General features: G+C 59.6%; 20 protein-coding genes and 1 pseudogene. 11 read left to right on the top strand and 10 right to left on the bottom strand.

Going from position 1 to position 22,769, the window contains the following annotated elements; genetic code table 11:
- The first annotated feature begins 336 nt into the window (after window positions 1–336).
- Window positions 337–1,020: a hypothetical protein gene (locus tag ACI48D_RS25715; RefSeq protein WP_435574083.1), complete on the top strand. Its 684-nt coding sequence runs from the start codon at window positions 337–339 to the stop codon at window positions 1,018–1,020.
- A gap of 196 nt (window positions 1,021–1,216) precedes the next feature.
- On the opposite strand, the gene ACI48D_RS25710 is transcribed toward ACI48D_RS25715, so the two are convergent.
- Complete coding sequence (locus ACI48D_RS25710) at window positions 1,217–1,708, bottom strand: Hcp family type VI secretion system effector (protein ID WP_435574082.1); 492 nt, start codon at window positions 1,706–1,708, stop codon at window positions 1,217–1,219.
- Window positions 1,709–1,829: 121 nt separating this feature from the next.
- On the opposite strand from ACI48D_RS25710, the gene ACI48D_RS25705 reads away from it, so the two are divergent.
- The gene (locus ACI48D_RS25705) at window positions 1,830–2,297 is read left to right on the top strand and encodes a glycoside hydrolase family protein (protein ID WP_435574081.1); all 468 of its coding nucleotides are present in this window, start codon (window positions 1,830–1,832) and stop codon (window positions 2,295–2,297) included.
- An 82-nt stretch (window positions 2,298–2,379) separates the two neighbouring features.
- On the top strand, window positions 2,380–2,832 hold the full coding sequence (locus ACI48D_RS25700; protein WP_435574080.1) for a hypothetical protein: 453 nt from the start codon (window positions 2,380–2,382) through the stop codon (window positions 2,830–2,832).
- A gap of 1,036 nt (window positions 2,833–3,868) precedes the next feature.
- Here the strand turns inward: ACI48D_RS25700 and ACI48D_RS25695 are convergent.
- The 5 genes and pseudogenes from ACI48D_RS25695 to ACI48D_RS25675 form a co-directional block, all read right to left on the bottom strand.
- Entirely contained in the window at window positions 3,869–4,003 is a 135-nt protein-coding gene (locus ACI48D_RS25695) for a hypothetical protein (protein WP_435574079.1), read from the bottom strand.
- A 64-nt stretch (window positions 4,004–4,067) separates the two neighbouring features.
- Window positions 4,068–4,249: pseudogene (locus tag ACI48D_RS25690) on the bottom strand (IS3-like element ISBcen23 family transposase); the annotation flags it as partial.
- A gap of 77 nt (window positions 4,250–4,326) precedes the next feature.
- Window positions 4,327–6,159: a hypothetical protein gene (locus ACI48D_RS25685; protein WP_435574078.1), complete on the bottom strand. Its 1,833-nt coding sequence runs from the start codon at window positions 6,157–6,159 to the stop codon at window positions 4,327–4,329.
- Between the two features lie 2 nt (window positions 6,160–6,161).
- Entirely contained in the window at window positions 6,162–9,887 is a 3,726-nt protein-coding gene (locus ACI48D_RS25680) for a hypothetical protein (RefSeq protein ID WP_435574077.1), read from the bottom strand.
- A gap of 1,216 nt (window positions 9,888–11,103) precedes the next feature.
- Complete coding sequence (locus ACI48D_RS25675; protein WP_435574076.1) at window positions 11,104–11,700, bottom strand: hypothetical protein; 597 nt, start codon at window positions 11,698–11,700, stop codon at window positions 11,104–11,106.
- A gap of 191 nt (window positions 11,701–11,891) precedes the next feature.
- Between ACI48D_RS25675 and ACI48D_RS25670 the strand changes: the two genes are divergently transcribed.
- From ACI48D_RS25670 to ACI48D_RS25650, 5 genes are all read left to right on the top strand, one after another.
- Window positions 11,892–12,365, top strand: coding sequence for a putative molybdenum carrier protein (locus ACI48D_RS25670; protein ID WP_435574075.1), 474 nt, complete (start codon window positions 11,892–11,894; stop codon window positions 12,363–12,365).
- A 144-nt stretch (window positions 12,366–12,509) separates the two neighbouring features.
- The gene (locus tag ACI48D_RS25665) at window positions 12,510–12,923 is read left to right on the top strand and encodes a hypothetical protein (RefSeq protein ID WP_435574074.1); all 414 of its coding nucleotides are present in this window, start codon (window positions 12,510–12,512) and stop codon (window positions 12,921–12,923) included.
- Entirely contained in the window at window positions 12,923–13,930 is a 1,008-nt protein-coding gene (locus tag ACI48D_RS25660) for a helix-turn-helix transcriptional regulator (protein ID WP_435574073.1), read from the top strand. Before ACI48D_RS25665 ends, ACI48D_RS25660 begins: the two co-directional genes overlap by 1 nt.
- A 122-nt stretch (window positions 13,931–14,052) precedes the next feature.
- Window positions 14,053–14,538 carry a hypothetical protein gene (locus ACI48D_RS25655; protein ID WP_435574072.1) on the top strand — a complete coding sequence of 162 codons (486 nt, stop codon included), beginning with the start codon at window positions 14,053–14,055 and terminating at the stop codon, window positions 14,536–14,538.
- Between the two features lie 12 nt (window positions 14,539–14,550).
- Window positions 14,551–15,303, top strand: a complete 753-nt coding sequence (locus tag ACI48D_RS25650; RefSeq protein WP_435574071.1) for a hypothetical protein — start codon at window positions 14,551–14,553, stop codon at window positions 15,301–15,303.
- 186 nt (window positions 15,304–15,489) lie between these two features.
- Here ACI48D_RS25650 and ACI48D_RS25645 read toward each other — a convergent pair whose 3' ends face one another.
- Window positions 15,490–16,155: an endonuclease III domain-containing protein gene (locus ACI48D_RS25645; RefSeq protein ID WP_435574070.1), complete on the bottom strand. Its 666-nt coding sequence runs from the start codon at window positions 16,153–16,155 to the stop codon at window positions 15,490–15,492.
- A gap of 136 nt (window positions 16,156–16,291) precedes the next feature.
- Here ACI48D_RS25645 and ACI48D_RS25640 point away from each other — a divergent pair, with 136 nt between their 5' ends.
- A complete protein-coding gene (locus tag ACI48D_RS25640) occupies window positions 16,292–16,750 on the top strand; it encodes a glycine zipper 2TM domain-containing protein (RefSeq protein WP_435574069.1) in 459 nt (152 codons plus the stop codon).
- Here ACI48D_RS25640 and ACI48D_RS25635 read toward each other — a convergent pair.
- Together ACI48D_RS25635 and ACI48D_RS25630 are read right to left on the bottom strand one after the other, a co-directional pair.
- Window positions 16,747–18,006 carry a cytochrome P450 gene (locus tag ACI48D_RS25635; RefSeq protein WP_435574068.1) on the bottom strand — a complete coding sequence of 420 codons (1,260 nt, stop codon included), beginning with the start codon at window positions 18,004–18,006 and terminating at the stop codon, window positions 16,747–16,749. The genes ACI48D_RS25640 and ACI48D_RS25635 overlap by 4 nt on opposite strands.
- A gap of 11 nt (window positions 18,007–18,017) precedes the next feature.
- The gene (locus ACI48D_RS25630; RefSeq protein WP_435574067.1) at window positions 18,018–20,294 is read right to left on the bottom strand and encodes a CHASE domain-containing protein; all 2,277 of its coding nucleotides are present in this window, start codon (window positions 20,292–20,294) and stop codon (window positions 18,018–18,020) included.
- Window positions 20,295–20,430: 136 nt separating this feature from the next.
- On the opposite strand from ACI48D_RS25630, the gene ACI48D_RS25625 reads away from it, so the two are divergent.
- Both ACI48D_RS25625 and ACI48D_RS25620 read left to right on the top strand, forming a co-directional pair.
- On the top strand, window positions 20,431–20,907 hold the full coding sequence (locus tag ACI48D_RS25625) for a cupredoxin domain-containing protein (protein WP_435574066.1): 477 nt from the start codon (window positions 20,431–20,433) through the stop codon (window positions 20,905–20,907).
- 42 nt (window positions 20,908–20,949) lie between these two features.
- Window positions 20,950–21,567 (top strand): LON peptidase substrate-binding domain-containing protein, encoded by a 618-nt coding sequence (locus ACI48D_RS25620; protein WP_435574065.1) that lies wholly within the window; start codon window positions 20,950–20,952, stop codon window positions 21,565–21,567.
- A gap of 35 nt (window positions 21,568–21,602) precedes the next feature.
- Here ACI48D_RS25620 and ACI48D_RS25615 read toward each other — a convergent pair whose 3' ends face one another.
- Window positions 21,603–22,538: a hypothetical protein gene (locus ACI48D_RS25615; RefSeq protein WP_435574064.1), complete on the bottom strand. Its 936-nt coding sequence runs from the start codon at window positions 22,536–22,538 to the stop codon at window positions 21,603–21,605.
- Window positions 22,539–22,769 lie beyond the last annotated feature (231 nt).

Genomic DNA, 22,769 nt, shown 5'->3' with positions numbered 1-22,769 from the left:
CGGTCATGCATCACGACCGCAAGCTGGATATCTCGGCCGCCTGGGTGTGGTTGGCCGAGGCACGTATGCTACTGAATAGACTTACCCATCAGGTTTGATTTTGTCTACACCCTGTTAGCGCCTAGCCGCTTCGCGGCTGCGCGGCTACGCCGCGTATGGGCCAAGCCGGAGCGGCAAGGTCTCCAAAAAGACGAAAGTATAAGGCTCCCGGATAGCCGGATGCGCATGGGTATTCCCGAGTCGTTGTCGAACTTCAGAGCGTTTAAAACTGCTGGCTATATATCCAGCGTGTAACCCACACGCTTGATATTCACTCACAAAGCCAAAGGTGTCGCAATGAAATCTACGCAATCTAAAAAATCGGCTTGGTTCGGCCAGCAATTCGCAATCGTTCCGCTGCAAGCTCTTCTCGATAAACGTATCGGCCCTCGCCAACTTAAATTGCTTGCGCTTCTTGCGCATCACGCCAATCGAGACGGTGTGGACTGCTTCCCTGGGCTTGAGCGTTTGGCAGAGATGTGCGGCTTTTACTCGAAAGGCAAGCCGCATACCAGCCTCGTGTCGGCTTTGATTAGCAATCCGAATTTTGATAAGCCGAGCAAAAAGACCGGTAAGGTAACCAAGAGCACCGGGCCGGGGCTTGTCGAGCTCGGCTATGTCGAAAAACTCGGTCAGCGGGGCTACAACAAAACCCAATCGTATCGGTTGAAAATCGCTGATGTTTCAACTGACGAGGTCAATACTTTCGCCGACCGTAAGCTCTCCGATGAAGAGTACACTGCTAAACGTCGAACTCAAGAAAAGGCCGAGTTCGAAGAATTCGCAGAGGCTCTGAATGTCGAGGACGCTGAACAAGAAAAAGAACTCGAAGCGGCGAGAATTAGGCGAGGTGCGTTTGTATTCCGTGGAACAGAATACACACGGTCTGAAGTTCAACAGGCATACCATGACGGCGATTGGGGCGATATCCCGCCGACTGTAGTCGACCACTTCAGATTCTCATACAGCTTTGCTGAGTAACTGGGAGGGCTCAGCTCCGTAAGGCGCTCTTCTAGGCCTTTTTCTGGTCCTTCCGGCCGCGCAGCGCGTATGAGGGCCGCACACGCCGGACGCTGTTCCGGCACGCCTCTGCAGCTCATGCTCGCGCTTTTGGTGACTAGACTTCGGTCGAAATAGGAAGCCCCGGCCGTCCGAGGCTTCTCTATGTATTGTTGACTCACGCAACCTTATTGGCTGCCAAGTCCCAGCCGCCAACCGTCGAGCCGCCAGCGCCGCCGCCAATCTTTTGTTGCGTGTATTTCCATTTGACCTTGGAGAATTTCAGGCTGACATGTTCTCCCAAAATCGACCCTGCTTCGATTCCAGGAGAAATCGCGCCGATGAGGACGTTCTCTAACTCAATCTCAAAGTACTTAATAGGAACGCCGTTGCCGTCCGCCCTCATGAATTCGAATTTGGCTTTCGGTATTGTTTTGCCCATCGCGCAAGTCTGCATCAAAATAGGCGACGACAGGTCGGCCATTTTGCCGAAGGTTATTTCTTGAATCTCTACGCGCTCTGCGGTGTGCCCACCGCCGGTCGATGCGGTCGCGCTGCGGGGCTGGATGAGCCCCCAATTTACCGACGCGCATTCAATCCAATCCTTGTGCTTGTCGTCCTGTGATTCGCCCTTTATGCCGTCGATTTGCAGATATACGTCAATTGCCATGATTCCTCCTGTGAGTGGGGTATCTATCATGTAACAAGACTGATGAGACTGCTTGTGTTAGCTCAATCAGTTTGCTTTTGTTGCTGTTAGATTGAAGGTTTATCCATTCAGGGAGCGATTTATGACCGGCAAGCCAGCGGCGGTTAGTCCGAACGCTAGTATGAAGATGAGCCCCGAGGCCAAAGCTCGCATGCGCGCCACGGAAAAGAACATTTATAAGTATTACAACGATATGGGCAAGAATAAAGGGCATTGTACGTGGGGAACCGGTATTCTGGCTCATAGGGGAGTTTGTACCGAAGAAGAGCTCGGAAAAAAGGTGAGCATGGAAATGGTAGACCAAGCATTCGAGAGGAAGGTTCGGGAAGCTGAAGGAATCGTTCGTCGCAATATCACTGTTTCGCTCAATCAGGCGCAGTTCGATTCGCTGTGCAGTCTAGCTTATAATGCTGGTGCGGGAGGTTCCAGCACTACATTTAAGTTCGTGAATAAAAATGATTTTGCCGGGGCAGCGGCAAACATGGCGTTAATGATTAAAGTGCAAGTTATTGAAAAGGGAAGAAAAAATACGTCATTGCGCCAGGCTTAATCAAGCGCCGCGCCGAGGAAGCCGCGCCATTTCTTATCAAAGATGAAGCGGCGACTGCTGCTGCTAAATGAGGGGAGTTGAAATGTCTATTGTCCGGCTTCTTGTTCAGTGCGTTAAGATATTATCATTCGTTGTTGCAATTGCTATCGTTGCGCCGGCGCCCGCTTATGCGTCAGACCCGGTTGAGCGACGAGTAACCGGCGACTGGCGATTTACTGCGGCGCTTGATGGAGCAGAAATAGCATCGCTCGATGAGCGCGAAGCACGGCAACTTCTTGGCAAAGTCTTCACGATACGTAAAGATAAAGTCAAATTCGAAAAAATGGACTGCGGAGGGACTGAATTTGAAGCGCAGAAGGTCGAACCCCGACTTCATCTGCGCGAAGCATTTCACGCAAGCTCAAAGGAGCTCGGCCTGCCTAACCCGGTCACTGTTGTTGACCTGGGCTGTACGTCAGCGTTCATCACGAAACCGAACCATCTAGTGATTTTCTGGCAAGGCTGGTTCTTTGATGCTGTTCGCGTGAAGCGCTAGTGTCGTGTCTGTGCAACGTGTGCAAGTTCCATGCACATGCCCTGCATGTGCACGGCCTATGTGCATCTCTAAAGTATCTAATATGTTGATTTTAAAGAGTTTGAATACCAGAAAAGAGTTGCCAACTAACTCATAATCCGTTGGTGCCCGGTTCGACTCCGGGGAGGCCTACCAATAAAATCAAGGGCTTAGGTGAGAGCCTAAGTCCTTTTTTCGTTTCTGGCGGGCACGGCGGTACAATTTCGGTACGGTAAGCAAATTTGAGAGTACTGGAGAGTGCATGGCAAGACCCCGTCAGGAACCTGGAAAGCCTCGTTAGATTCAGCTTAAAGGATTTCCTTGAGCGACAATAAACCCCCACGGCTCTCCGTTGGCGGCATATATCGAAAGGTGGAGTCAGCTGGCCGTCAGCGAGTCTACTGAGTTTTCAACGAGCGAACTGCGGAGCTGTGCACCTGCATTGTCGCTGGAAGTTGTGCTACCTTCAGGGGCACTGCACCGACCGGCTTTGCCATCTCAATTACTAGTTCCCCAGACTCCCGAGCACAGCAGGTGATCCGCTGTGGCTGACCACGCGTGGCAATATTTCTCCTAGCGCACTAAACCGGCTGGAGTACTTCCAACCGCCGGAACGTTTACTAGCAGCTCGGCCGAAACAGTATCCGCAAAGGGAATGGCAGGAGCCATGAGTTGGCACCCTCGTAATTGGTCGAACAGTACGACTTGCCGATACCCATGGGCGAAGAGGGCGTTGGCAAGCGTCTGATCGAACCTTAGAGGGATAACCACGCCTGGCGTTATTTCAGTAGCTTGAAGGTCCCGGACGTTACCCGTGAGCACAAACTGGCTCTTTAATGGCAAGAATCGTCTGAGATCTTGTAGCCAGCGCGTCGCCAAATGCGGTCGCCATTCTCCTTTGTCTCCCTCATGTATAGTGTTTGTTACCTTAGCACACTTACAGATAAGATAACAAATGACGGTGCGAACACTTGGCAATAAGAACGGATGCCGCTTTGGACGATGAACAAAAGAACATTTAGGCGGTTTCGACGATGCTGTGGTTGCGGTGATTATGTGCCTCCAACAGCAACTCTTCGTCGTTTTCCTTCTGGTAGATAAAGACGCGGCGGCCTTGCCCGCCGGCTTGGTAGCCCTTGTTTGCAAGCCTCACGCGTTTGCTATTAGCCGGAGCGGACGCATCCAAGCCTGCACGTCTTTAGATGTTGACGCATTTCGTAAGCCGGCCTGATGTTCTGCTCGCGCAGCCATTTCATGACGCTATGGCGGTGGATTCGGCACTGTTGTCCGAGCGGATGAAGGCGGGCTTGCCATAGGTGCGCATCAGTCCGGACAACGTCAGGTTGACGTCCTGACTGCGCAGCTACTTGCCCACTTCGATTGCCAAGCATGCGCGCGTTCTCGTCCTGGATGCGGCTGACGGTTGGTGCGCCGATTCCTCAAATTGAAGAATTTTTCTTATCAACCTTGCAGGCACTAGCCAGCGTATGCCGATTCGCTGAGCGCGGCGAGCTTTTCCGCAGCCAACTTGACGAATATTGGAAAAGCCGAGGTTTTGAACAATCGGACAGTCGGGTCGTATGCCAAGCAGGCCATGTCGAGCAACGTTTGCCAGCGCCATGTTTCCTCGCTTGGCATGCCATACTCATACGCCTCAACGACGCGCAAACGCGGAGCGACCTTCGTGCTGAGGTCGCTAGCAGCAGCGTCCGCCCCTAAGGAAATGTAAGCAAACAGTTCAGGGATCAACCAAATCCCCGCATGTCCTCCACGCTGTGCGGAGTAAGCGTTGATCTCAGTGTTGCGGATAATAACCGCCCGACGTGCTGCGAGAAGAATTTTCTCGTAATCTTTCCCGCGCTTGTCCTTCCCCTGTTCGGGAGGGTCAATCAACACAGGGATGCGCGAATCCACAAGAAGCCGATGAATTTTCTCACCAACCTGCACTTCGAAGTGGAAATCGTCCAGAGGTTTGACGACGGACCACCGCTTGTCTCCAAATTCGCGAAAGACGAAAATGTATTTTTCCGCTTGTACATGTCCCATCCAGGGACGGCGCAGGAGGAAGCGGCTGTGCCGAAGCTCGATCTTGAGCAACAACTGGATTAGCAATGCACGCGCGATCACTTCATGTTCTTGCGGTGGCCGTCTGGTTTCTGTCTTACCTACTGCAGCATCGGCGGCGGTCTTCGCCACTCGCCTCTCGATGGATTTTACAATGGTATTAAGGGTCGTGTCGGTAATGCACTGGAGCACAGGGAACCTGTGGGCACGCACGGCCACTTTCGCGTCTGTCTCGACCGATTCGCCGCGAAAGGGCGTATTTACGACCGCGAGGAGATGTTCTATTGTCCCAGGCCAATTGTCGACCTCATCAACTGGCTCCCAGTGCGCGAACGGAAACATTTGTCTCATGAGGGAAGCCAAGAATTCAGGCCGGCCCATGTGGGAGGTTACGTGGAACTGGTAGTTCGCAAGAACCTCAGCAGTTTGTCCAATCACTTTCTCGTGCGTTAACTCCTTTTTTGCCTGCGCCTGTGATCCCACCTGGCGGTACCTGTATAGAGGTTCAACGTTTACTCTGAGCATTGCCAATCCGAGGCTTTGACCTATTCGGGCCAGCACCAACTGGAGCAAGGCATACTTGTCGATTTGATCCCCGGCACGCCGCGACTTCCACGGTACCTTGTGCGCACTCGCACTCACAGTGGCATAGGCAAGCGCCGCTTGGGTGGCATGTTTAGGGGTAGCAATAAGCTGGAAAACATCGCTGGCCGGACCATGACGCACGGTAAAACACCGAGCTGTTTGCTTTGCAAAGGCAAGCTCGGTTGTGTATGAAATAGAATGCATTTGCAGTAGCCAGCGACCGGGATGGATCGGCTTTAGGCGCACGTCCAACATGTTTACGTACTTTGTCCCGACGCGCCAGTTTTGGTCCACAGCGATATGAATAGTGCCCACATACTGCACATAACCAAAAGGGGCAGCGCATGCGAGGTCGTACATGAAGAAGAGCTGCGCTAAAACTTCTACAGGTTCGCCTACTGCATCTTTAGCATTGTTAAGGATGTCGGGATTTTTGAGGGTGCGCACATGGCATCCAAGCAGAACCCAAATTTGCTTTGTCGAGCGCACGCTCGCGAGTACCTTGCCCGCTTCGATCTCAGCATAAAGCGCTTGGCTCCACCGCCGATGTGTCTCGTCATCGTCAAGTCGAATAAGTCGCCCGTTGGCACCGGCAGCACGTTGGCGCACTATCTGCTCGTCAATGGTTACTGCTGTGAGGGCGAAGGCGATATCTGCCACGATTACCCCGACTCGACTCGCGCTTTTCGCTGACCAATTTGGGTAGCGATCTCGTGAAGGCTTCGGCTAAATTCGACGGTCATCTTTTCCAAACTTAGAGTTGTGCATGCGTCCATATGGAATACAGGCACGTCACAACCCGGAAGTTCATCTGGGTACCACATTTTTTGGAATTCCCAACCGGAATTAGCGAAAACGAACGCATCAACAGCGATGCCCGTACCCTTGCTAAACCGCGCGCTCTTTGCCGATACTTCCTTGCGTAAACTATCGACATCACGCATTTGAGGGTTGAGCGAAGACCGCACCGCGGTCGTCTTGGCATCCAGTAAGATGTTAATACCTCGAATCTTCAAGTAGAAATCACCTGCTTCATGCGTGCCGTTCCAAATCGGACCCATGAAGTGCTTGTGCCGCAGCGCGGACTGGACCTTAAAGAGCTCGATCATGTTCCCGTTCAGCCGTTCGAGCACCGTCATGATCGCTGCTTCGTCTGCGGCTGGGTACGCAAGCTCATATAGCTCGCGCGGCTTCAGAAGCATAATGACGTCCTGATTAGTCTTCTTACGAGGCCGATGCGCTCGGTAAGAAATCACCGAAAGCCCCTTTTCCTCGTTGTGGAGGATGAATTGGTTTCCATTCTGCGCGACGCTAGCTTGGGCCAGTTGTTCTCGTGTTACCGCAATGTAAGACTGACATAGCTTGTCCCTGGCCGTCTCCTTTACCGCGCGAACTGTGGGGCTGCTGCCATAGTCGTCAGCGAACGCCCTCGCAAGTGTGCGTTCAAACTCCTCCTTTGCCATCAGGTGATGGCCGGGCTCAGCGAGGAACGTTCGAATATCACGGACCGCTTTCAAGGCTGCAATGGTTTCCCCGATTTTGCCGCCGTAAACATCGCACACCCATTCGGCGGCCCCCGACCGTTCGTCCTCGTAATTAAGAGTACTGTCGATCCAGTACTCGATACATTTGCTGCCAATACGTGCAAGGTCCGGAGTAGAAGGCAGCTCGCGCGGGTCGCTACACCCCATGCCAAGCATCACGAGGCGGGCGTGAGTGTCGGAAATTAGGACGCACCGATGAAGCGGAAGTGGCGAGCGGCAACGCACAATCCTGCCTGCACCTTGCGCCGTTGTTTCGAGGACTGCAACCGAACCAAAGCTGGACCATTTCATCAGCTTCTGAATCGCCTTGACATTACCTGCACGCAATTGCTGGCTTAATTGCTCCCGCATCTCCCGCCCACCGATCGACACAGCCTGAACCGCGATTCGGCGGTAGTTCAATGGATTAACAAAATTTCGAGGGTGCTCGGCGAACGCAATCAAGTTGAAGTCAACAAAAGGATTGCGCGGGTCGATATGAAAATCGTCGCCCATGTAGGCGCGGCCGCACTTGCCAAGCTTCACGTTAGTAAGGTCGTTGCGAAAGTTGGCCCCTTTCCCAATTTTCTTGATGACGGAGACGATCAAGCCATTCATCGGCTCATCCCGGCTCAGCAAAGGGCCCATTCGAGACGATACTGCACATTCGATCTCGTCAAATAAAATGGAATCGCGTGTTGGACTTGGCGCAGAGTTCGCGGAGCGCTGAATTTTTCCTTCCGTGATCCACGTTTCAAGGATTGACAGACCAGGTCTGAGAACATCCGTGTTAATTCCGCAAAGCTCGCCAATGTTCAGCTCCTGGTAGCTTCGCTCCAGCTGGCGCAACAGTTCCCGAGCGTGCTCATAACTGTTAACCAAGACAATCCCGATCACTGGGATGCCTTGTTTGTTCCAAGAAAGGATTATATCGGTTAATTTCTGATATCCGTTCTGGTATTCTGAGTCCTCACCTGGCCGGTCCTTGCTGACCTGAAAGATCTCTACCTCAAGCGGTCGTTTATCCCATCGACGTGCGTCGTATAAAGCATTGGTTGCGTTTCGTTTCAACCGGTAAAGCTCGCTTCTGGAAGGGTCGTCCACATCAATAACTGAATGCTTACCCGAATGCTCCAGTGCCAATTCTGCGCGAAATTTGCGCAGCACCCAATCAAGGTTGATGTTCGTGTAAGGTGACTTAACCCGGATCGTCGCGGAGGAAAAAATTATTGAATTTCGATTTTTGAGCTGGTTATAAAGCAACAATTCTGGTGGCGGATTGCTGACATTGAGCGTGATTTTCAGAGGCTCGCGTTCAGCAATATCGCCCGTCGGTCGATGGACTTCGCAAAACGCGATCCCGTGTTTATAATAGTAATCTTCTGCGAATATTTCCTGCGTTTTGTCCCGCAAAGTCTTCATGCTGTTGCCGAAATCGATCTCGCTAAGCGCCAAGTCGCGTAACTCCTGCTTCACTGCCGAATGCAATTGAAAGTTTTCGCTGAGCTCGACGGTCACATGATCGCGAAAGGGGATAGGGGGTACGTATTTGTGCAATTTGTAAGCCCAGTGGAAATAGGTTACAAGTGGCTTGATGGCGCGCGAGAAGGTGGCGCGCACTAGGTTGCCTAGCGGTACAGTCAAGGAAACGACGTTGGACGGCGTAGTTGATTGAGCCTCGACAGCTTTGCTCGATGGCCGGACGATTTGTGGTGGAAACCGCGCTGTCGACCAGTCCGGCCCAGTGATGGTAAGAACAAAACAATATGGGGTGCCATCGTCGCGTAGTTGCTTATGCAACACGTAGCGGGGGAAATCCGCCATCACCAATGCACACCGATCACGGCTTACCGGCAACAAGTAGTCGCCTTGCTCCTTGGGGTTCGACTGATATACGTTGACCGGTAGCCACTGCCCAGCCTGAACAATGGTATCGGCAGATGTCCCCAGATAAATGGACGACGTCTGTTCGTAGAAATGCCGGATCCATTCCTGCTCGAACTGTCTTCGGTTGAATAATTCATGGGTAAGGGCTGCAGTGCTGAGCAGTTCTGTCTGAACTGCTTTTTCGTCGACGTAGCCAAGCATAGTTTCAAAAACGTCTGCCGCCTCTTCATAGAGGAATACCGCATCAGTAATATCCCCAAAGTCGGCGTGCCGGACAGCGACCTCCCCATTATGAACATAAAAAGCGGCGGCATGATACCTAAGCTTTGCAGAGGTAAGAAGGGCAATCCTGGGACGCCTGGCACGCGATATACGGTCCTGCCCGTTGGCGGGAGGATCGTGAGGTAGACGGGCGCCGAAAAAGGAACCTCCGGCAAGCGGGCATGCGTGGTTACATGCCTCAAACAGCTGTGCTGGCTCAGCAGATTGCAATTGGGGCCGCAAGCGTTCCCTGCAACGATCGCGGAATTCACTCAACTTGATGAGTTTGCGCTCGGCCGTGGCCGTAATCTCCTTCTGCCAGTCCCGGTCGCGCCGCAGTGGGCAATGCGGCGGAATAAGGCCCTCATCAACCATATGTTCTTCTACCTCATGTGGTTGAAGCGGCTGATTGGCCAGTTCGCGTAGGCGGCGAGCGTATTCTTCCGCACCAAGGAAACGGATGAGGCGCTGGTGACTGCCGCGTTTCCAGTAGTTACCGAGATGGCGGTGCTGGGAAGCAACTATCACGACTTTTAGACGACGCTCACTGTCCAGTCCTTCTAGGAAAGAATCGAGATTGTTCAGGAATTCGCTGGCGGAGGTGGTCTTCCCGGTGCCCGTCGCGCCAGTGTCAATGCCAATGGCGACTCCTCCGTCCAAGTGCTCCATGATCACCGCTTTCAATATGGCGATTGTGGAGTTGTTTGCGTTGTCCACGGCCTCACCTAGCAATCAAGTCGACCCTAAACAGTCTATGTATTACAACTGTTTGCTTCAATGGTGGCGTGGCAATCACAAGGGATATATCTGATTAAACACTGATCAGCTCGATTTTCAACCCCTTGAATCCCATCTGGCGCATAGACCGCCAACGCACAGGCTTTCAGCACGTTCTCATACAGCCCACCTTTTGTAGACAGGTAGAAATAATGCGTGTTTAGGCGCACTGGTGCCGCTGCGGGAAGTTACGGGAGTTTGGTGCGGTGCTGATAGACATACTTCTCAGCATGGCATAATTGGGCCTTCTTGAGAGGCCCGAACAGCGGAAGGCAATGTGCCGATCGAAATCTCCATTGCCGAGGGGGACCGCCACGTTAGAGTCGCACGCGGAGCAGCCTATGACTCTACACTTGGGAACGGCGCGACAGGTCTCAGCGGTACAATAGCGGTACACTCGCAACCATCTCTTGTTTTATGTAAATTTCGCTAGCCCATTGATTCGTTGTATACTTTTTCCTTCACCAACCTACGCTTACCTGACCTCGATTTACCTACGGACCTGGTTTTGCTGGCAAACTTATAATCCGGTGGTGCCCGGTTCGACTCCGGGGAGGCCTACCAAACTTAGTATTGAAAACAAGGGGTTGCGTCCAGGACGTTACCCCTTTTTCTTTGTGCAAGCAGACAAGGTTCAACAAAGGGTCAACGCTCGCCGAAGACCTCAGCCCAGTAGCCTTGCCATCTTCCGCGTCGAGCTGCCATCTTTGAGCCTCTTCGAAAAACAGGTTGAGTCTGCCTGATAGCTCCTCTTTGATGTATGCATGTTGAACTTTCGGTGCAATCTCGGCATACGATTTTAAAGAACCGATGGTTGCGGCTATAAGGCAAGCATCGGAAATTTCAGAGCTTGACGCACCTTGAAAATCTTCGTTGGCCAAAATTAGATAGGCCATGCGTTCGATTTTCGAAACGATCGGTTCAGATAGTGGCTTCGAATTTCTTAGTCGATTGCAAAGTTCAACATACTCTACCGGTACTGGAGACCGCCGAAATTCTCTGACGCAGTAATCCGCGACTGAGTTAATTCCGGTAACAGTGAACCGGTTGAGGATTGGAGTCCATAAATCAACCTACCGCAGCTTTCGGATACTTGGCGTGTTTGTTCAAGGGCGGCTTATCTTGTCTACGGGTCCTCATCCTCACTGTCTCCTGCTTATTCGGTCACTGCCGCATGAGCCTCATCCACGGACAGGCCTTTCGTGATCAGCTTGACCATTGCCTCTTTCTGGTAATTGTCGATCTTGTATTTGCCAGGACTCGCTTTGTCGGCCTTGTATACCAAGTCGCGTGCTTCCGCCTCGGTAACGGTCCTTCGCTGCTTCCTTTCCGCGCGCTGGGCGGCTTCCTGGGCTTCGATATCGAAAGCGTTGGCAATGTCTGCGCTCACGCCGTCCCAGTCGTAGGCGAGCACTGCTGCCTTGTCGATTTCCCAGTCCCGCGCCTCTTGGTAGGCAATCCCGGGCTCGCCGGTAGCGTTGACGCCAAGGCAGGCCAGGTTGGGCAAGGCGAGCTTTTCGCAGATCAGTTGCACGACCAGCAGGCGGGTGCCGATATTGGTGGGAATCGCGGCCTCGATATACGACGCTTTGGAATAGGCCGCCTTGGTCCGTTCGACGAGTTTTCCATACCGGATCGTGATGTCACGCTGATCCGCAGGTTTGTTCAGTTCTGCCTTCAGATGCTCGAGAAGAACAGCAAAATAAAGGCGGGCAAGGGCGACGCTGATAACGGTGATGTTGGTTGCTGGCATTTAATGTGGTGGCGGAAATTAATTGTATTTAGGAAAAAATACCTGAAGGCAGTGAACTTTTGTGACTACTTCCTGTCGATGCCGCACAGCTTGGCAGAGGCAGCGACAGTTCGTGTCGCTGCATCGCTGCGACACGAACTGTCGCAGGAAGCGGCTAAGCTGAGGTCTCGTGGAATCGATATGGAGGATGGATGGATGACGTGTTCGTGACCGGCGACGGCTTCATGGTGGTCGCCGGCGGACAGGCCGGCGCCGATCGCGCTGCGCTGGACTTTGCTATCGAACAAGGGATATCCCATGGCGGCTGGTGCCCGAAAGGGCGCAAGTCCGAGGACGGGACGCTGCCCGACCGCTACTGGCTGAAGGAGACCCCGGCCGCATCCTACTTGCAGCGCACCGAATGGAACGTGCGTGACAGCGACGCCACGCTGATCTTCACGCTCGACGACAAGCTCGACGGCGGCTCGAAACACACCGCCGCGTTCGCGGACAGCTTGGGCAAGCCCTGGCTGCACGTGCGCCCCGGCGTGCATCCCAAGTACGTGGCGCGCTTCCTGGCGCGACATGGCGTGAAGATCCTGAACGTAGCCGGCAAGCGCGAGTCCTCGGCGCCGGGCATCGGCGAACTGGTGCGGCAGGTGCTGTCGCAGGCATTGCAGCGTTAAGGATCTTCGACAACGCCCTATGGCCCCGATCGGACCTTCGGCACCACATCCTGATTAGCTGGTATTTCCTGCTGGAAATATTTTTGGTAACATGACATTTTGAACCAGACGGCGGCCGGCGTCATCGGCGCCGCACAAGTACACATGCCCGGACTGATCGAACACATCGACGCCATCGCGCGCAAGAAGAAGCGCGCCGTGCTCTACCTCGAATTCCATCCCCGGCCTTTCAAGGAATGGCGCAACTACGAATACCGGGACGATCCGACACGTGCGGCCGTGCTGAGCTGGTTCGACGCGCACGGCGTGCCGTGGACCGCATGCGGTCCGTTCGCCGATCCGTGCGTGATGGCCCCCTGGCTGGGCCAGGTCTACATCGACGTCCCGTACGACGAGTCGCTGCCCGAGTACCGGGCGCTGCGCGACTATCTCGAGCATCCTGACGGGACCATCCGCCACGAAGGCGTGCGCTTCTACGCCATGCCGCTCGACTATGCGATGCAGAATGCCGAGCATGACGAACCCGGTTTCTGGGAACGCTGGGCGGAGAACTTCTGATGGCGACCAACCAGCAATCGCTGCTGCGCCAGTGGCACATGCTGCGCATGGTGCCGCGCGCGCCCGCCAAGGTCTCGGCCAGGGAGTTGTGCGAGCGCTTGTGCGCAGCAGACTTCAGCGTGGACAAGCGCACCGTCCAGCGCGACCTGAATGAATTGTCCGCCGTGTTCCCGATCACGTGTGACCGCCGCGACAAACCGTTCGGCTGGAGCTGGCTGCGCGACGCCTCGAGTTTCGATTTGCCGGGCCTGACCGTGCCCGAAGCCCTGACGCTGACCCTGGTCGAGCAGCACCTGCGGCACCATCTGCCGCCGATCACGGTCGACGCGCTGCGCCCGCATTTCCACTCGGCGGCGCGGACCCTCTCGACCGTCGACGGCTCGGCGCCATCGCGGGCCTGGCTGGACAAGGTGCGCAGCGTGCCGCCCCAGCAGCCGCTGCTGCCGCCGCGCATGGACGAGGAGTGCCAGCGCATCGTCTACCTGGCTTTGATGCAGGACCGCCAGCTCAAGCTGCATTACCGCAAGCGCGATGCGGAAGAGCCGACGGTCTACGCCTCGGTGCATCCACTGGCTGTGGTGCAGCGCGGCGGCCTGGTCTACCTGGTCTGCATGTTTGGCCGCTACGAGGACGTGCGCACCATCGCGCTGCACCGGGTGCAGCAGGCCGAGGCGCTGTACGAGCCGGCGCGCAAACAGCCCGGGTTCGACATCGACGCCTATATCGCCTCTGGCCAGTTCGGCGTCATTGCCGGCGATCCGGTCAATGTGCGTGCGGTGTTCACCCGCGCGGCCGGCGAGCACCTGTTCGAAACGCCGCTCAGCGCCGACCAGGTCCTCACGACCGATGCCGACGGCCGGCTGATCCTGGCCGCCACGGTCCCGAATACCCGCGCGCTGGTCTGGTGGCTGCTCGGGTTCGGCGACGGCGTAGTGATCGAAGAGCCGGCGGCCCTGCGCGAAGAAATAGCCGGGATTGCGCAGCGGATGGCTGCGGCATATGCCTGAACCGCGTTCGCGGCCCGATTCCATTTACCTGAAGATGTTTAACATGAAAAAACCACACGCCCACCGCGCCATCCTCGTCGGCGCTCGAATGCCTGTGCAAGACCAGGTACAGCAACACGACGGTGTACATCGCCGCACACGGCAGCAGTAGAAGTGTTGGCAACGTCGATCTGTTGGAAGCCTTGGTCAGCATTAACGTCTTATCGCGTGACTACAATATTACCGGCGTCCTGCTGGGCTCTTGCTATGCGGGTAAGGCATCCACGACCATCGAAGCTTGTATCGAAGAGAGCGCCATTCGTTGGTGCGTCGGTTATGCGTCGAGTGCCTCGTGGATGGAAGGAACGCTGATCGATTGCTCGATTCTATCGGTGATGAGCGAATTGACGGCAGAGGATCATTGCGACGCCGCGATCCTGACCAACGCCCTGGCGGATGCGGTGGCCCCGTTTGCCGCCACCTATCCGATCGGTGACGACCGTAAAAACCGTCCGGTTGCATTGAAAGCGTCGCTGCAGGCCGTGATCCAGCCTGCCGGGCAGGGACACAGGGCGCGCAACGTGAGCGACCAGGTCTTTCAGGCGCATGCGCGGCGCCAGCTCCCCTGAAGAGACGTCTGGATGAAGAAAGAGAATTACTTACGCGATCCCGCCGTTACCTCCTTCGTCGAATGGATGGGGCAGAACCTCCAGGCCGACTCGCGGCTCGGCCATGGCTATACCCGCCCCCGACAGGCGCCGCTGCGGTTCCGCAACCTGGGCGATGCGTTCGAACAGTATGCGTGGGCGTTCAACTTCAAGCGCATCGACGGAGACCGCTGTTCTGGCAGCACGTTTACCGAAAGCGAAGCCGTGCTCGGGGATTTACAGCGGCAGCTGCGCGCGGCCTTGAAGGCCGGGAGTGATGCCACGGTCTGCAATGCGGCCATTGAAGTGGTGCGGTGGGGCGGCGTCGCGCGGCGCAACGAGGAATGGCTGCGTGCCAGGCAAAGCGGGCTTGCCGAGCTGCTTGGCAAGGTCAAGACAGCGCTCGAAACCCATGACGACGCCGCGGACTTCGGCCCGGAACTGCGCTTCAATGCGGGTATGACGAAGGTGTATTCGCTGCTGCTCGACCACTTCGTGATTTACGACAGCCGGGTGGCCGCTGCGCTGGCTTGGTTCGTGGTGGAGTGGGCGCGCGAGCGCGGGCAGGAACCGGATGCCATTCCACCGGCCCTGCAGTTTGCATGCATGACTGCGAATGAGGGGCCGAATGTGGCCCAACCGAAGTGCCGCAATCCACGCCCCGGCGTCCTGTATTTCCCTTATCTGCGGAACCGCCCCTATGTCCACGTGCTGTGGAACCTGCGAGCCAGCTGGATCGTCGAGTAGCTGCTGGCTATGCATCGCGACACGCGGTTCGGATCTGGCCCGGCCGCCAGCCGCAAACTGGAAGCGGCGCTCTTCATGTGGGGGTATGACCTGGGCTTCCCGGTAGCGTAGGCAGGGCGGCGCAGGATCGGTTGGTGGGCGCGGCGGGGAGCTAGATAAGCCGTTCGAGATTGTCGCTCGGATATTCTATCGATGCTCCGTCACGCCCACCTGCCGGCACATATCGAGCACCGGACACGTTGAACAGCGCGGCCGGTTCCCCGTGCAGATGTGCTTCCCGAACGGCACCAGCAGACGGTTGATATCGATCCAGTACCGCTCCGGCAGCTTTGCTTCCAACGCTACCAGGGTCTTCTCCGGCGTCGAGGCAGACACATAGCCCCAGCGCCCGGCCACCCGGTGCACGTGGACGTCGACGCTGATGACGGGCGTGCCGCAGGCGACGCCCAGCACCAGGTTTGCGCACTTGGGGCCGACGCCGGCGAACGACAGCAGTACGTCGCGCTCGCCGGGTAGCGTGCCGCCAAATTTTTCTTCGACTTCGCGGGCGATGGCAAGGATCTGGTTGGCCTTTCGTTCGTGAAAGGTGCTGGGGCTGATCAATGGATCCAGCTCTTCCCAAGTCAGGCGCGCGACTTCCGCAGGCGTGCGTGCCCGGGCGAACAGCCTGCGCGACACCGGCAGCGTCACCTCGTCATAGGTGCGGATTGAGATGATGCAGGCCAGCAGTTGTTCGAAGACGGAGGTATAGTCTTCCTCGGCCAGCTGGAATAGCGCCGCCTTGGGCCACGGTTTTACCGCTTCCTCGATGCGCGCGAATGCGATGCCGACGTCGAATGGGAGCTTCTCCATATAGCAGGTCTCCGGCTGACTTTCGTGTAATAGTTCAGTTACAACCGCTTGCATTTGATACGGTTTAGCTCTTTCCGGAACAGCTTGCTGACGTTACCCTGTGTACATGTTTATGACAACTATAAGGGGAAACATCATGAAAAACATCTCTGCATTCGGCTCCCGCCTTGCCTTGATCGCCGCTTTCGCCGCCGCTGGCGCCGCGCCGCTGGCCGCCCAGGCTTCGCCGGACCATCACGAGCGCGCATCGTCCGCGCATTGCCAGAACTGCGGTACCGTGGTCTCGACCCGTACCTATGAACGCGCTGCCGAGCGCGCCAGCGGCTTGGGTGCCGGTGGCGGCGCCGTGGTCGGCGGCCTGCTGGGCAACCAGGTCGGCAGCGGCAACGGCCGCACGCTGGCCACCATCGCCGGCGCCGTCGGCGGTGCCTACGCCGGCAACCGCGTCGAGCGCAACATGCACTCCGTGACCTACACCGACGTCCGCGTCCGGATGGCGAACGGCGGCTATCGCACCTTCACCGAGCAGGGCCGTTCGCGCTTCGGCAACGGCGAGCGCGTGCGCGTGCAGCAGGGCCGCCTGATCCACGACTAAGTCCGCAACCTGACTTTTTCGATCAGCATGCCGCTGGCCGGCAGGGTCGGGATGCGGCGCAGGCTGATCGACAAGTCCTGCGGCGGCACTTCGTAGGCGATCTCGGCGGCGAACAGTTTCGCCGCCGACTTGAGCAGGTCGACCGTCACGGATTCACCGGGGCAGCGGTGCCCCGCATAGTGGTCGCCGCCGCCCTGCGGGACCAGGTCGAAGCCGCTGCTCTCGAAGCGCTCGAAGCGCTCGGGACGAAACACTTCCGGATCGCCCCAGATCGCCGGATGCATGTCGGTGCCGTACAGGTCGAGCAGGACCCAGGTGCCTTTCGCGACGTGCATGCCGTGCCAGTCGAAACCGTGCAGCGCGCGTCCGCCGATCGCCGGCAGGAAAGGGTAGTAGCGCCGTACTTCCTGGGCGAACATCGCTAGAAACGCCTCGTCGCCGGTGGCGATGCGTTCCCGGCATGCCGGATGCTCGTGCAGGGCCAGCACCGCGAACGCGATGAAGCGCGCCACCGCCACGGTCGGCCGCAGGAAGTTGATCAGCTCCACCGCCGCGTGCTTGCGGTCGATCTGCCGGCCGTCGGCGTCGCGGTGGCGCGCGATCGCGTTCAGCGCGCTGTCGAAGGGCGCCTGCGCCTGGCCACTGCGCACCGCGTCGACCAGCGCGCGGGCCCAGCGCTCGGTGCGGTGGCGCAGCCTCAGCGCCTTCCAGGTACGTGGCCCGGCCGAGGCGGCGCCGTCGATCATCGCCGAAAACTCCGCCGTGCGCTCGCGCGCCTCGTCGGCGCTGATCGGAATCCCGGCCCACTGGCATACCGCGCGGCACAGGACCAGTTCCGCTTCCCGATGCACGAGCACGGACGGCTGGCCGGCCCAGCGCGCGAACTGCGCGCGCCACTGCGCCACCGCCAAGCCCACCAGGCGCTGGCGTTCCAGCGGCCCCAGCAGCGACATGAACATCGCCTTGCGCTTGCGGTGCGTCTCGCCGTCCAGCGCCATCACGCTGCCGAAGTCCTGCAGCAGCGCCAAGGTGGTCGGCGGCAGCGCGTGGCGGCGCGTGAAGCGCCCCGGCTGGTAGAACATGCGCGCCGCGTCTTCGCCGCGCACGCACAGCGCCTTGCGCAGCATGATGCGGGTGGTGAAGATATCGGTGCCGAAGCGTTCGAAACGGCCGGTCAGGAAGCGGTAACCTTCGGACAGCAGCGCCAGGGTGTGGTCGAAGCCGGCGTCGGCGGGCACGGTCGCGGGCTTGGCCACAGGCTTTCCTTTCAATGCGGGGTCGGGAGGTACAGCGAATCCGGCGTGTCCTGCAGCGCGCGCGGCAGGAATATGCTCACCGTGGTGCCCTGGCCGGGTGCGCTCGCCAGACGGATGTGGCCGCCGCTCTGCTTGACGAAACCGTGCGCCATCGACAGCCCCAAGCCGGTGCCCTTGCCCTCCGGTTTGGTGGTGAAGAAGGGTTCGAAGGCGCGCTCCATCACGTCCGGCGGCATGCCGCTGCCGGTGTCGCTGACGGCGATCTTCACGTATTCGCCCGGCCGGATGTGGGTGTCGGCCAGTTCGCTGCCCTCGTCGACGCGGACGTTCTCGAGCGCGATCGTGATGCGGCCCTCGTTGTTCATGGCGTCGCGCGCATTGATCACCAGGTTGAGCAGCACGTTCTCCAGCTGGTTCGGGTCGACCAGCGTGTTCCACAGTTCGGCGGGGATCGCGAACCGGATCTCGATCGCGTCGCCGGCCGCGCGGTGCAGCAGGCTGTCCATGCGCTCGATCAGCTGGGCCATGTTGACCACGCTCGGATGCAAGGGCTGGCGGCGCGCGAAGGCCAGCAGCTGGGCGGCCAGCTTCTTGCCGCGTTCGACCGCGTCCATGATGCTGAGCAGGCGCTTGCGGCTGGTCTCCTCGTTGCGCATCATGAGCTGCACGTTGACGCTGATGATGTGCAGAATGTTGTTGAAGTCATGCGCGACGCCGCCGGTGAGCTTGCCCACCGCCTCCAGCTTCTGCGAGCGCAGCAGCGCCGTGCGCGCCTCGACCAGGCGCTGCTGGCGCTGGCGCTCGCGCTCTTCAAGCTCCTTGCGCGGCCGGATGTCGCGCACGAAGGCGATGGCACCGTAGCCCGCCGGCGAGGGCAGGGCGGTGACCGCGATCTCGACCGGGAATGGGTGGCCGTGGCGGTCCGACAGTTCCAGCTCGGCCGGTCCGGCCAGCAGCGTGCATTCGCCGCGCGCGGTGAACGCGGCGACATGGGCGCGCCAGCGTTCGCGCCCTTCCGGCCCGGCGATCAGCTCGGTGGCTTCGCGGCCGAGCGCTTCTTCCTCGGTCCAGCCGAACAGCTTGCTGGCCTGGGCGTTCCAGTCGGTGACGCGGCCGTCCGGTCCGACCGCGAGGAAGGCGTCGTAGGCGTTCTGCAGGATCAGGCGGATGCGCTGGCGCTCGGCGTCGATGCGGTCGCGCGATGCGCGCAGTTCGAGTGTCATGCCGCTCGCCAGCTGCAGGGCGCGGCGGCGCTCGGTCGCGAGCAGCCACACCACCAGGCCGAGAAGCAGCCCCAGGCCGATACCGGTGACGGCGATCGCGACGGTCGGGCGCTTGTCGAGCGTGGCTTCGAGCCGCGCCGCTGAGCGGACCGACAGGGTCCAGGTGCGGCCGGCGGTATCGATCGTCTCGGCATGCGAGAACATCGCGCGCTGGCCCGCCGGACGCGCGCCGGGCGAGCGGTACAGCAGGGCGGCATCGATTCCCTGGCGGCCGTCGTAGATCTCGACATCGAGGTCGCTCGCATGCTCGCCGCCCAGGCCGCGCATCAGGTCGTTCATGCGGAACGGCGCATAGACCCAGCCGACGATGGCGGCGCGGCGCTGCTCCTCCGTGCTGCGCGGCAGGCCGCGGCGGTAGACCGGCACGTACATCAGGAAGCCGGGCTGCACGCCGTGCGCGCCTTCCTGCACCAGCGTGACCCGGCCGGTGGCGACCGCCTCGCCGGTGTCGCGCGCCGCCTCCATCGCCGCGCGCCGCACCGGTTCGCTGAACATGTCGTAGCCGAAGGCGCGCAGGTTGCTGCCGTCGAAGGGCTGGATGTGGGTGATCGAGGTGTAGATGTCGCGCGGGCCGGGCGGCTTGACCTCGTAGCCGGTAAAGCCGGCGGCGCGCATCGCGGCGACGTGCGCGCCGAGCCGGGAAGGCGGGATGATCGTGGCGATGCCGAGCGCCTGGATACCGGGAAAGCTCTCGTTCAGTTTGAGGACCGCGTAATAGTCGGCGAAGTCGCGCTGGCTGACCTCGACCGAGCCGCGCAGGAAGCCGCGCGCGCCCTGCAGCACCTGCTCGTAGACCTCCATGCGGCGTGCCAGCACGGCGGACAGGTCGCGGGTGCGGTAGTTGAAGGTGGCTTCGAGTTCGTTTTCGGCGCTGCGCTCGACCTTGTGCGCCACCACGTAGGTCACGATCAGCGCCACCAGGAACATCAGCGCGGCCAGCAGCAGCGGAACGGCGGCCGGGCTGCGTGGCGGAGCGGAGTTGGCGGAATGATCGGAAAGCGGCATGTAGGCTGTCGCGACAAGGACGTGGTGGTGGGCAGGAGCATACCCGTCCATGCTGTGGCAAGGCGCACAACAATAGCCGGCATTGGCGCGGGACTGTTGCCCCGGCTACAATTATGACACCCATTCCACCACGCCGATGCACGCCTCCGACTCCATCCCATCCGCCAGCCTGCTGCGCCGCCTGCAATGGTCGCTGGCCGCCGTCGTGTTCGCCGCGCTGCTGTGGGCCGCGCTGGCGCCGCTGCGCTATCCCACGCGCGAACGCCTGCTGGAGTTTCCGCGCGGCGCTGCGGTGTTGCGCGGCCACACCGGGCCCGCGCCGGTGCCCGCCGAGGTAGGCCTGACGCTCGGCGTGCGCGACGTCCTGCTGCTGCGTAACCATGACCTGGCGCCGCACGTGTTCGGCCAGGTGCTGGTGCTGCCGGGGCACGTGGTGCGCCTGCCTTTCGAGCAGACCGGCGACTATCCCTTCGCCTGCGACGCCGCGCCGGCCTCGCAAGTGATGGTGCGCGTGCTGCCGCAGCCGGACCCCGGCTGGCCCCGGCTGCGCTGGCGCCTGGCGGCTTTGCTCGAGGCCGTGCGCGACTTGCCGCTGCAGGCTCCGGGCGATTGAATCGTGCTCCGTCTCGCGCGGCGAATCTGTCATGATGCGCGCATGGCCACGATCTCCTTACCTCTGTTCCCGCTCAGCACGGTCTTGTTTCCGGATGGCGTGCTGCCGCTGCAGATTTTCGAGGTGCGCTACCTCGACATGATCAGCCATTGCCTGACGGAAGATGCGCCATTCGGCGTCGTGCTGCTGACGCATGGACAGGAAGTGCGCACCCCGCAGGGACTGGAGCGCTTCGTGGAATCGGGCACGCTGGCCTCGGTGCACGACACCACCGCCTCGACCCCGGGCCTGCTGCAGGTAGTGTGCCGCGGCGGTGCGCGCTTCCAAGTGCTTTCCAGCGAGCGCCGCAGCAATGGCTTGTGGATGGCCGAGGCCGAACTGCTGGAAGACGACCACGCGGTGCGCATTCCCTCCGACCTGAAGGGCGCGGCCGACGCCCTCGACCGCGTGTTGGCCTCGCTGCACGACGTGCCGCAAAGCCGCTGGCCGGTGCAGCCGCCGTTCCGCCTCGACGACTGCGGCTGGGTCGCCAATCGCTGGTGCGAACTGCTGCCGTTGCCGAACCAGCAGAAGCAGAACATGCTGATGCTGGATAACCCGATGATCCGCCTCGAGCTGCTGCACGATGTGCTCGACGAGCACGGGCTGATCACGTCCTGAGCCACGTACCCGCCGCGCCGCTGCTTATGTGCCGCTTATTGGCCGGCGCCGGCGTTTGCCGAAGCGCTGCCGCCGAGCGCCAGGTTGGCGCTGATCCCGCCGCTGGCGCTGCCGTTTGCACTGCCGCTGCCGTTCGCACTGCCGCTGCCGTTCGCACTACCGCTGCCGTTCGCGCTGCCGCTGCCCTTGGCCGCACCCGAGCCGGCGCCATCCGCCGCGCCGCGGGCCTGCTTGCCGTCCGCGGCCGCGCCCTGGCCGGCCGAGCGGGCGGTGTTCCTGGCGTTCGCGCTGATCGACGCGCCGTAGTTGCGCGTCGCGCCAGCCTGCGCCTTTGCACCCTGGCCGATCGGCGTGCTCACGCCGCGTGCCGTTTGCGTCGAGGCGGCCTTGCCGGTGCTCCATCCGGTGCCGCCCAGCGCCGCATCGCCGTTCCCATCCATGCCGCCGTGGCCGCCGGCGATGAGCTGTCCGGCCGGCGCAGCCGGTTTTACGCTGCCTGCGTGCGCATCCTGCGCCGCGGGCGCGGCGTTGCCGGCCTGTGGGAGTTTGGACGCATCGCTTGCCTTGCCGGCGCCGGCAGCCGCCGAACCGGCGTGCGCAATGGCGCCGGAAGCGCTGCCGGCGAGGACGCCGGCGGCGTCGCCGGAGACGGTCTTGCCGGGCGCCCCGGCGGCGGCATTGGCGGCGGCATTGACGGCCGACTGGCCGGACGCGGCGCCGTCGAACGAGGCGCTGTGGCGCAGCGCCTCGGTGTCGGCGGCGTGGGCGGCGCGGCGGGCTTCGCCCAGCGAGTCGACGCGCGTGACCGGCACGCCCATCCCGCCGAACTGCCCGCCGCCGCCGACCATGCCGCCGAGCGAGCCGCCGAGGTGGCCGCCGCCGCCGAGCAGCTGCGCGTGGGCCGAGGCGGCCAGGCCGAAGGAAGCGATCAGGGCGATGTGGCGGGCGATGGTCTTGGTCTTGGTGTGCATGTCGTTTCTCCTTGAGTTGGCGCGGACTGTCCGCCGCCGTTATCAGGAAAACGATGCTGCTCAGCCGTTTATTCCATTGCTTCCAAAAAAATTTTAAAAAATTTTTTGCGGCTTTGGAGCAATGGGATGGACGCCCCCACCCGTAACGGCATCGATGTGCCAAAGTGGAAGTATCGAGCAACCACTTGAACCGAGGGGGGCGTCATCATGGAGATTACGACAGTTGGCATC

Origin of the sequence: Massilia sp. LXY-6 (genome assembly GCF_051233485.1) — a bacterium.
In the GTDB taxonomy this organism is placed as follows: Bacteria; Pseudomonadota; Gammaproteobacteria; order Burkholderiales; family Burkholderiaceae_D; genus Telluria.
Note: the sequence above shows the minus strand (reverse complement) of the source record. Positions and strands in the feature narration are given on the sequence as shown.

Excerpts from the sequence above, each read along its gene's own strand:
- ACI48D_RS25660 (WP_435574073.1), top strand. The coding sequence starts at position 12,923 with ATGGCGACCAACCAGCAATCGCTGCTGCGCCAGTGGCACATGCTGCGC.
- ACI48D_RS25665 (WP_435574074.1), top strand. The coding sequence starts at position 12,510 with ATGCCCGGACTGATCGAACACATCGACGCCATCGCGCGCAAGAAGAAG.
- ACI48D_RS25710 (WP_435574082.1), bottom strand. The coding sequence starts at position 1,708 with ATGGCAATTGACGTATATCTGCAAATCGACGGCATAAAGGGCGAATCA.
- ACI48D_RS25715 (WP_435574083.1), top strand. The coding sequence starts at position 337 with ATGAAATCTACGCAATCTAAAAAATCGGCTTGGTTCGGCCAGCAATTC.
- ACI48D_RS25630 (WP_435574067.1), bottom strand. The coding sequence starts at position 20,294 with ATGCCGCTTTCCGATCATTCCGCCAACTCCGCTCCGCCACGCAGCCCG.
- ACI48D_RS25620 (WP_435574065.1), top strand. The coding sequence starts at position 20,950 with ATGGCCACGATCTCCTTACCTCTGTTCCCGCTCAGCACGGTCTTGTTT.
- ACI48D_RS25645 (WP_435574070.1), bottom strand. The coding sequence starts at position 16,155 with ATGGAGAAGCTCCCATTCGACGTCGGCATCGCATTCGCGCGCATCGAG.
- ACI48D_RS25640 (WP_435574069.1), top strand. The coding sequence starts at position 16,292 with ATGAAAAACATCTCTGCATTCGGCTCCCGCCTTGCCTTGATCGCCGCT.
- ACI48D_RS25675 (WP_435574076.1), bottom strand. The coding sequence starts at position 11,700 with ATGCCAGCAACCAACATCACCGTTATCAGCGTCGCCCTTGCCCGCCTT.
- ACI48D_RS25700 (WP_435574080.1), top strand. The coding sequence starts at position 2,380 with ATGTCTATTGTCCGGCTTCTTGTTCAGTGCGTTAAGATATTATCATTC.
- ACI48D_RS25670 (WP_435574075.1), top strand. The coding sequence starts at position 11,892 with ATGGATGACGTGTTCGTGACCGGCGACGGCTTCATGGTGGTCGCCGGC.
- ACI48D_RS25650 (WP_435574071.1), top strand. The coding sequence starts at position 14,551 with ATGAAGAAAGAGAATTACTTACGCGATCCCGCCGTTACCTCCTTCGTC.
- ACI48D_RS25615 (WP_435574064.1), bottom strand. The coding sequence starts at position 22,538 with ATGCACACCAAGACCAAGACCATCGCCCGCCACATCGCCCTGATCGCT.
- ACI48D_RS25705 (WP_435574081.1), top strand. The coding sequence starts at position 1,830 with ATGACCGGCAAGCCAGCGGCGGTTAGTCCGAACGCTAGTATGAAGATG.
- ACI48D_RS25625 (WP_435574066.1), top strand. The coding sequence starts at position 20,431 with ATGCACGCCTCCGACTCCATCCCATCCGCCAGCCTGCTGCGCCGCCTG.